Here is an 8,383-nt window from a genome sequence, read left to right as displayed (position 1 = left end):
AAAGGTATTGAATGTATTTACGCTCTATATAAAAAGAACCGCAGGTCTCTTCAGATCTACGGATTTTCGCCATGCCACGAAATTAGCATCATGCTAGCAAGTTAAGCGAACACTGACATGATAAATTTGTGGTTAGCTATATTTTTTTACTTTGCAACAGAACCGGAGAATTTCTATGATGTCAGGTGGAATGGGCGTATTTATGATGCTCTTTTGGATTGTGATTCTAGGATTGGTTATTTATGGAATTTACCGACTGGTTACTACCAGAGCAACAAAAAAGGAAGATGGAGCCCTGTCGATTTTAAAAGAGCAATTTGCGCGAGGAGAAATTAGCGAAGGAGAATACGAAAAACGAAAAAGGATGTTAACCAAAGAGTGAAACGGCTACCGTCTAATCGTCTTGTATCGAATGAAAAAGACGGGTCAGAGACAGTAAACAAAATCGAGTAGGGGGGAATAACTAATTCCCGTCCTCTCACATCATCGTACGTACGGTTCCGTAGACGACGGTTCAATATTTTGCGTAAGCAGACTCCGCCAATGGGGCTTAGCGCCGCTAAACTCCATTGGCGGAGTCTCTTTGTTGTAAGGGTCCGTTGAACGTCGGGCGTGTTGGCCAAGCGCCAATATTTCTTGCGTGAGTACGCGATGCGTTTCGTACTGTTCATATCCAGTCCATATCTTCTTAACATGGTAAACTTAGTGCGGACTCTCTTTCAATTTTTCACTCTTTTTTGTGAAAAGCAGTACTTGGGACACAATGGCAAGTACAGGCAATTCAATTAAAGGTCCGATAACCAAAGCCAAAGCAATGAGTGGTTGGTTGGGAAATGCTGTGACAGCTATAGCCAAGGCGACCGGAGAATTTCGTGCAATAATCGTCAAACTTAAGCTGACCGAATCTTCATAGGAAAACTTCAAGATTCTTCCCATCAGACGACCTAATACATAGTTGATAACAAAAAATATCAAAATAGGTATAATTAAAATATAAATGACTTCCAAGTTATCAAGTAAGTATGAACCTTGAGAAGCGAACATTGCCATAATGGCTAATGACAAAAAGAAAATCTGAGCATTGCTAAAAAAGGGTATAACTTTGTTGGTTAAAACTGATTCTTTTCTTCTCAATAGGAATCTCGTAAGGTGAGCAAGTACGAAAGGAACGATCAATACAATCAATATACTCTCTATAAGTGTCGAGAGGGGTATCGTTTCAATGCTTCCAACAAATAGTAGTAGATACACAGGCAAAAATACGACTTGTAGAATCAAATTAATCGGTAGAACGGATGTTGAAAGAGACACATTCCCTTTTGCTATGCCTGTAAATGCCAGATACCAATCTGTGCAAGGTGTCACCATAAGCATAATGAAACCAATCCATAAAGCCGGATGATCTGATAAGAAAATAGCCCCTAAACCCCAGGCTAATACTGGTGTCCATATAAAATTAATGATAGTACTGGATCCAAGGAACCTGATATTTAAAAATGCCTTTTTTAATTGATGCAGTGGAATCGTCAAAAACAATCCATAGAGCATTAAGAATAAGAACGGAACAACCAGAGTCTCTGCATATTGTTCAATTACGCCTAATTGTCCTAATAAAAGACCTGACCCAACAGCGAATAGTATAATAAAAGTTTGGAATTTTTCTAATGTCCCCATAAATAAATCTCTTTTCCATTTAAAAATTTTCTTATAAGATGAACCTTTCTGCAAATCAGTATAATATAATCTATCAATGATTGCCTTGATTTTCAATTGAAGTGATAGGAAAAAGATAGATGCAATTGTATATAAATTAGAAGGACAAATTTTATAATACTCAGGAGGTCTTGACAATAGTGCCAAACATTTTTAATATATGAGTATATGTTGATATAAGCATATTGGCATTGAAAGTTATCATTATAACCAGGAAGAGGTGACCAATCATAAAAGACATTGAGGAAGACGAAACTGTTGATAATAATAAAGATCTCGATGAAGAAACTTTATTTGTTGTATCCCAGACTTTCAAAGTATTAAGTGATCCGACGCGAATCAGAATACTGAATTTGCTTTTCCTTAAAGAATATTCTGTGAATGATATTGCTGAAAACTTACATTTGAGACAATCTACTGTTTCTCACCAACTAAGATTTTTGAAGAATTTACGCTTGGTCAAGTATAGAAGAGAGGGTACCACCCTATATTATTCCCATGATGATGCACATGTAATGAACATGTTGAAAGAAACGATTGATCACGCTTGTCATCACTGATGAAAGAACTATATATAGAATTCAATTAAATATACTTATCTGCAAATATTAACAGGAGGTAATCGAATGGCTCAGGAACATGACCATACACATGGTGCAAACAAAAAAACGCTTTTGATTAGCTTTATCATTATCACAACATATATGGTTATTGAAGCGATTGGGGGTTTCTTGACCAACAGTCTCGCCTTACTAGCTGACGCGGGTCATATGTTAAGTGATTCAATTTCGCTAGGTGTTGGGTTGTTGGCTTTTATACTTGGAGAAAAAGCTGCTGATTATAGTAAAACATATGGATATAAACGGTTTGAAATTCTGGCAGCAGTATTTAATGGAGTTACTCTGGTACTGATTGCTATCTACATTTTTTATGAGGCATACCAACGGTTTACGGACCCGCCTGAAGTGGCCTCTACTGGCATGTTGATCATTGCTACTATTGGATTACTGATAAATATCCTTGTAGCATGGCTCCTCATGCGCGGCGGGGATACAAAGGAAAACTTGAACATACGGGCAGCATTTTTACATGTGTTAGGCGATTTACTTGGTTCAGTGGGTGCCATTGTTGCAGCTTTGATGATCATCTTCTTCAACTGGGGGTGGGCAGATCCGTTGGCAAGTGTGATTGTCGCAGTGCTTGTATTAATAAGTGGGTGGCGTGTGACAAAAGAGTCCATTCATGTATTGATGGAAGGGACACCCAAAAATGTTGAAATTGATGCAGTGATTAAAACCATAGAGAGCATTCCTGGTGTAAATAACATGCATGACTTGCATGTATGGAGTATTACAAGTGGTAAAAATGCACTTTCATGCCATGTGGTAGTGGATGGAACCATTTTTGTTCAGGAAAGTCAGGAAATGTTGAAAACAATTGAACAAAAGTTGGAAGACGAGAATATTGGACATGTAACTATTCAGATGGAAAGTGATAATCATCCTCATAAAGATTCTGTAATGTGCAAGGATGACAATATGGAGCATAATCATGAACATTAAATAAGAGAATATATTGCATTATGAAAAAGCTGCCATAATATTAATGGCAGCTTTTTTAGCACACTTCATTACTATATATTTGACGATTTCATTACAACTCTTACAGCACACATCTTTTTAGTGGATTAAATGATATAATTCCTATATAAATTATGGCAGCTTGAACAGGAGAATGTTACATGTTTGATTTAAGAATAATGTATGTGGTTATAGCGGCTACACTGTTATTTGTTGCGATTCCGTTCGAAGAAGCCAGTGGACACTCTGTTTTAGAAGCAGCCGACCCAGTGGATGGAGAACAACTCGAAGAAACCATAGATACAATAGAACTCTACTTTAGTACAAAGATTGAAAATGGGAGCACCCTTTACCTTACGAATGAAGAGGGTCAGGAGCTTCAACCATCAGCTATTGATATAGAAGATGATGAAATGAAAGCAACATTTAAAGATGTGCTCGAATCAGGAACGTATAGAGTGAATTGGAAGATCATCGGAAGTGATGGGCATTTGATTGAGGATGGGTATTCTTTCTCAATATTGGAAACTGAAGATAGTAAAATTCAGAAAGGTGTCAATCAAAATGAGAATAATATTAATACCGAAACAAATGATGCCGGTCAGAATAATACTGACTATGGGGTGGGGAATGAACCGAATGATCAATCTTCCGGCTCAAAAAATACAACCGGAGAACAGACGGATACCGTAAATGATCGAGTTTCGTTAAGTACTGTAATCATAATTCTTCTTGTAGTTATTGGTACAATATTTGCAATCTGGTTATTTACTGATAAACGCAAAAAGTAGGAGGTGAATTGAAATGCTTTTAGTTTCCTTGACAGAATTTATATTATACATTTGTTTCTCGCTCCTCATCGGCTCTTTGATTTTATATATCGTTCCGGAAGATAAGAGGACAACTTTGAACGTGCCCAAAAAGTTACTATATTTAACGGCTATTTTAATACCTATAACCGTTTTCTTTCCATTTTTTCGAACGGCAAGTATATTGGCTGGAGATATGGGTCTCTGGTCAACCTTAATGAATGTAATACTGACCTTTGAAATTGGCAAAGCCTGGCTGTTTATCAGTTTTATATCCATCATTCTCATATTTGTATTGAGAGCCAGGCACCTGACAGAAAAGTTGCATTTAAAAATGTGGGCTTTGGTTTTAACCTTATTGATGCTGTTCGGCTACACAAATTCAGCACATGCTGCCACCATTACCGAATGGCAAGGATTCATTGTACATACACTTCATTTCATGTCAATTAGCATATGGATAGGAATTCTTTTTGTAATCAGCTGGTTTTCCAAGGATAAACATAATTGGACACCATTTTTGAAATGGTTTACTCCAGTGGCAATAATATGCCTTGCAATCGCGATCATTACAGGGTACTTTACTATGGAAATTGATATTGATTCATATGATGATGTGAACGCTTCTGTGCTGCAGGAATATCAGAACAGTCTTATAGTGAATTACGGCCAGGCATTGGTTCTGAAGCATATATTTATCATTTCACTTGTAATATTCGCTTTGATAAATGGATTTCTGTTTAGGAAGCAGCAAAATAATGCGTCATTCAACCCTTTAAAATGGGCAAGACTGGAAAGTATCTATGCTTTGGTTGTGTTCGGGCTGACAGCCTTTATGGGGCAGTCCTGGCCACCGCATCAAATTTATAGTCTGGTAAAAACAGAGGGGGCTTCCCCCCTATTTAATGCATTGTACGATGGAGATATTGTAAACACTATCCAGAATGCTGAACAGGGGGGCGTGTTCAATGTCACCATGTCATTTGCTTTGGAAAACTACCTGTTATTCGCTTTAGGTTTGTTGTTTTTATTATTGACCATATACTCAGCTGTACGAAAAAAGTCTGTTTTCGCTTCTACATTCTCCTCTTTACTGATGTCTATATCCATTTACGTTGGAATTATTTTAGGTGTGCAATAGGTGCAGTAAAACAAATCAATATATAAGCAAAAGAGGTGCCATCAATTTTGATGACACCTCTTTTAATAATGATTTTCTATTTTCTAACAAGAAGCATACATGCTGAAACTAATGAGAACGCAATTAAGGCTAAAAATGGTATTGTGATGAATCCAAGCCAATTAATATACTCGGTACTGCATGGCACACCATTGGCACATGGTTTAATTTCCGCAAATCCAGGTACTTTTTGTTCTAAATAATGAAAGAGAGAAATTGAACTGCCAATGATTGATATTGGTAATACATATTTCTTAACAGATTTATCATTTTGAAAGGTGGCTATTCCAAGTATCAATACTAAAGGATACATTAGGATTCTCTGGTACCAGCAAAGTTCACAAGGAATGAAGCTTTGTATTTCGCTGAAGTATAGACTGCCAAGTGTTGCTATAATTGAGACCAACCATGCTACATATAATAATAGCTGAGAAATATCTGTTTTTCTCATATCTTAATTTTCCTCTAATTCAGAGTCTATTACCTCTTTAATTGACTCATAATCGAATGGGTCTTCTATTATTGTCTCATTTATCATAATAGTTGGGGTGAATTGAACGCCAATTTCTGAAGCCAGCTCCGAATCTCTATTCACTGCGTCCATCTCTGAATTATTTTCAATCGAAGATTTCAAATCATTTGTATCAATACCTGAGACTCCGCTCGCTATTTCAAGGATATTTTCAGTTGTAATCCAACTTCTATCGTGGTCATCACTCGGTTGTGCTTCGAAGAGCGCTTTATGAAATTCCCAATAAGCATCAGGATTTTGTTTATAGACGGATTCAACTGCTAATGATCCTAATTCAGACTCTTCTCCATGAAATAAGACATTTACATAAGAGAACTTCACTTCTCCTGTATCGATATAGTCATTTACCAGTTTTGGAAAAACATCTGATCCCCAAGCTTTACAAGCTGGACATTTGAAATCTCCGAATTCTACTATTGTAACAGGCGCATCTGAATCGCCTAATGTCGGTTGGTCTTCAATTGGAGGTTGCTTACCTGATACCATTCCCTGACTCGATTGGGAATTAGTATTGTAGATAATAACACCTGCAATAACCAATACCACAATAGCCAGGGTAGCAATTACAATAAATTTAAATGTAGAGGAATTACTTCTTTTCATTAAAACACCTGCCTATTTTTATTTAACACTAATTGTATCACCAAACTCTTCGTTTAATGAGCCAATCATGTATTGTTCGAATTTATGTCAAAACTGGAATTATATCAGCATACCAATCTATATGCGAAAATAAAGTTACTTAAAATACTGGCTTATTTAAGAATCGTAGAACAAAAAACAAACCACCTTGAAAAGAATTAATCAAAGTGGTTTGTTTTTTCGAATTAGATCTTAGCTAAGGGGACCGTCAATAGATTGTTTTTTAAATATTTATACAGTTTAGATATAACACTTTAAAAGAGAAGGGAAGTCAAAGCATTAAACGTACCGTTCTCATTCCTATTTTAATAGAAAATTTTATAAGCCGATATCTCTCTTTTAATGTGAGATATCGGCTTAATTTTAGTGCAAAATATCACTTAAATAAGTACAAAATAAAGTCAAAAGTCACACCCAGATTTAAGACAAAGGTCTGCTATACTTTAATCACCGATTCACATCCGGTTACCCCTTCTGTCACTTTCGTAATTATTCTGCACTAATTCAGACGATAATTTGCATTATAATTAAAGAACCCAGCTTGTCTTCGTACGAGACAAGCTGGGTTCTAAAGTAGTATGTGCAAAATAGTATTTAAAATATATGCAATTCATCGGTGAAAGAGACACTCTAGTGTTGTCTATTTAGGGTCTGCTTATAATATACAGTTAAAGTTGTTACTATATATCATAAATATAGGGATATGATACATAGATTTTGAGCAATCTTTAAAGACTGAATTCTCCATAATTATAAGCCGTTTAATCGTGAAAGAAATAAGTCTCAAAAATATTCGTTTTTGAGACTAGAATTTTATGCCCTACTTACTTCTTTTATTTTCATTCAAATATTTGCTTGCATGATGAGTCGAAAATGGTTATAATATATTCAAATAAATATTTGAATGAAGAAGGGATGATAATATGAACAAGAAAGATACTTGTGAAATTTTTTGTTATGACGAAGAAAAGGTTAATCGAATACAAGGGGATTTACAAACAGTTGATATTTCTGGTGTTAGCCAAATGTTAAAGGCTATTGCCGATGAAAATAGAGCAAAAATTACTTACGCTCTGTGTCAGGATGAAGAGTTGTGTGTTTGTGATATAGCAAATATCTTAGGTGTTACGATAGCAAATGCATCTCATCATTTACGTACGCTTTATAAGCAAGGGGTGGTCAACTTTAGAAAAGAAGGAAAACTAGCTTTCTATTCTTTAGATGATGAACATATCAGGCAGATAATGATGATCGCCCTAGCACATAAGAAAGAGGTGAAGGTCAATGTCTGAACAAAAGGTTAAACTAATGGAAGAAGAAATGAACGTCTATCGGGTCCAAGGATTTTCATGTGCAAATTGTGCAGGAAAGTTTGAGAAAAATGTTAAAAAGATTCCAGGCGTTCAGGACGCAAAAGTAAATTTTGGAGCTTCAAAAATTGATGTCTTCGGCAGTGCAACTGTTGAAGAACTAGAAAAGGCTGGTGCTTTTGAAAATCTTAAAGTGGCACCAGAGAAACCTAAAAGACGGGTAGAACCTGTGGTAATTAAAGATAAAAACGTTTACCGTGTGGAAGGATTTTCCTGCGCAAATTGTGCGGGGAAGTTTGAAAAAAATGTAAAACAAATAGCTGGAGTTGAGGATGCAAAAGTAAACTTTGGCGCTTCTAAAATTGATGTATATGGAAATGCATCGGTTGAAGAACTTGAAAAAGCAGGTGCTTTTGAGAATCTTAAGGTAATTCCTGAAAAACTGGCGAATCCATCGATACAATCGGTCAAAGAAGACACTAAGGCTCCAAAAGAAGAGAAAATACCGTTTTATAAAAAACACAGCACATTGCTGTTTGCCACATTACTGATTGCTTTTGGTTACCTTTCTCAATTTGTAAATGGAGAAGATAACCTTGTAACTTCCATGTTATTTG

General features: G+C 36.0%; 10 protein-coding genes and 1 pseudogene. 8 read left to right on the top strand and 3 right to left on the bottom strand.

Annotated features, from left to right (window positions below; all coding sequences use genetic code 11):
* Together BHX94_RS12465 and BHX94_RS12460 are read left to right on the top strand one after the other, a co-directional pair.
* Positions 1-105 (top strand): annotated as a pseudogene (locus BHX94_RS12465) (IS6 family transposase); the annotation flags it as partial.
* Positions 106-178: 73 nt separating this feature from the next.
* Positions 179-382 carry an SHOCT domain-containing protein gene (locus tag BHX94_RS12460; protein ID WP_232779910.1) on the top strand — a complete coding sequence of 68 codons (204 nt, stop codon included), beginning with the start codon at positions 179-181 and terminating at the stop codon, positions 380-382.
* 320 nt (positions 383-702) lie between these two features.
* On the opposite strand, the gene BHX94_RS12455 is transcribed toward BHX94_RS12460, so the two are convergent.
* Positions 703-1,674, bottom strand: coding sequence for an arsenic resistance protein (locus tag BHX94_RS12455; protein ID WP_111747103.1), 972 nt, complete (start codon positions 1,672-1,674; stop codon positions 703-705).
* A gap of 278 nt (positions 1,675-1,952) precedes the next feature.
* On the opposite strand from BHX94_RS12455, the gene BHX94_RS12445 reads away from it, so the two are divergent.
* The 4 genes from BHX94_RS12445 to BHX94_RS12430 all read left to right on the top strand — a co-directional run bounded on the left by BHX94_RS12445 (position 1,953) and on the right by BHX94_RS12430 (position 5,243).
* Positions 1,953-2,273 carry an ArsR/SmtB family transcription factor gene (locus tag BHX94_RS12445; RefSeq protein ID WP_111747101.1) on the top strand — a complete coding sequence of 107 codons (321 nt, stop codon included), beginning with the start codon at positions 1,953-1,955 and terminating at the stop codon, positions 2,271-2,273.
* Positions 2,274-2,339: 66 nt separating this feature from the next.
* Positions 2,340-3,275, top strand: a complete 936-nt coding sequence (locus tag BHX94_RS12440; RefSeq protein ID WP_111747099.1) for a cation diffusion facilitator family transporter — start codon at positions 2,340-2,342, stop codon at positions 3,273-3,275.
* Between the two features lie 197 nt (positions 3,276-3,472).
* Positions 3,473-4,084, top strand: a complete 612-nt coding sequence (locus BHX94_RS12435) for a copper resistance CopC family protein (RefSeq protein ID WP_170120847.1) — start codon at positions 3,473-3,475, stop codon at positions 4,082-4,084.
* 13 nt (positions 4,085-4,097) lie between these two features.
* On the top strand, positions 4,098-5,243 hold the full coding sequence (locus BHX94_RS12430; RefSeq protein ID WP_099483511.1) for a copper resistance D family protein: 1,146 nt from the start codon (positions 4,098-4,100) through the stop codon (positions 5,241-5,243).
* A gap of 76 nt (positions 5,244-5,319) precedes the next feature.
* On the opposite strand, the gene BHX94_RS12425 is transcribed toward BHX94_RS12430, so the two are convergent.
* Both BHX94_RS12425 and BHX94_RS12420 read right to left on the bottom strand, forming a co-directional pair.
* The gene (locus BHX94_RS12425) at positions 5,320-5,733 is read right to left on the bottom strand and encodes a disulfide oxidoreductase (protein WP_111747095.1); all 414 of its coding nucleotides are present in this window, start codon (positions 5,731-5,733) and stop codon (positions 5,320-5,322) included.
* Positions 5,734-5,736: 3 nt separating this feature from the next.
* A complete protein-coding gene (locus tag BHX94_RS12420) occupies positions 5,737-6,417 on the bottom strand; it encodes a DsbA family protein (RefSeq protein ID WP_111747093.1) in 681 nt (226 codons plus the stop codon).
* 962 nt (positions 6,418-7,379) lie between these two features.
* Here BHX94_RS12420 and cadC point away from each other — a divergent pair.
* Both cadC and BHX94_RS12410 read left to right on the top strand, forming a co-directional pair.
* A complete protein-coding gene (gene cadC / locus BHX94_RS12415) occupies positions 7,380-7,748 on the top strand; it encodes a Cd(II)/Pb(II)/Zn(II)-sensing metalloregulatory transcriptional repressor CadC (RefSeq protein ID WP_111747090.1) in 369 nt (122 codons plus the stop codon).
* On the top strand, positions 7,741-8,383 hold a 643-nt coding region (locus BHX94_RS12410; RefSeq protein WP_199798160.1), incomplete at its 3' end, for a heavy-metal-associated domain-containing protein. The genes cadC and BHX94_RS12410, both read left to right, overlap by 8 nt.

Source organism: Macrococcoides bohemicum (assembly GCF_003259675.1).
GTDB classification, from domain to species: Bacteria; Bacillota; Bacilli; order Staphylococcales; family Staphylococcaceae; genus Macrococcoides; species Macrococcoides bohemicum.
This window is presented reverse-complemented; position numbering and strand designations above follow the sequence as displayed.